At 29.1% G+C, this 685-nt stretch carries 1 protein-coding gene; it reads left to right on the forward strand.

Annotated features, from left to right (window positions below; genetic code table 11):
• Positions 1 to 685: Ig-like domain-containing protein (locus IDG60_RS28005; RefSeq protein WP_206161056.1), on the forward strand; the 685-nt coding region annotated here is incomplete at both ends.

A 685-nucleotide genomic window follows, 5' to 3' on the forward strand; every position in this document is an offset into this window, starting at 1 on the left:
CAATTGACAATAAAGTCAAAAAAGGCGATACAATGACGATTAATTATGATAAGAATGTAATTCCTTCGGATTTAACAGATAAAAATGATCCTATCGATATTACTGATCCATCAGGAGAGGTCATTGCTAAAGGAACATTTGATAAAGCAACTAAGCAAATCACATATACATTTACAGACTATGTAGATAAATATGAAGATATAAAATCACGCTTAACTCTATATTCGTATATTGATAAAAAAACAGTTCCAAATGAGACAAGTTTGAATTTAACATTTGCTACAGCAGGTAAAGAAACAAGCCAAAATGTCACTGTTGATTATCAAGATCCAATGGTCCATGGTGATTCAAACATTCAATCTATCTTTACAAAATTAGATGAAGATAAGCAAACTATTGAACAACAAATTTATGTTAACCCATTGAAAAAATCAGCAACCAACACTAAAGTTGATATAGCTGGTAGTCAAGTAGATGATTATGGAAATATTAAACTAGGAAATGGTAGCACCATTATTGACCAAAATACAGAAATAAAGGTTTATAAAGTTAACTCTGATCAACAATTGCCTCAAAGTAATAGAATCTATGATTTTAGTCAATACGAAGATGTAACAAGTCAATTTGATAATAAAAAATCATTTAGTAATAATGTAGCAACATTGGATTTTGGTGATATTAATTC

Source organism: Staphylococcus sp. EG-SA-2 (assembly GCF_017152085.1).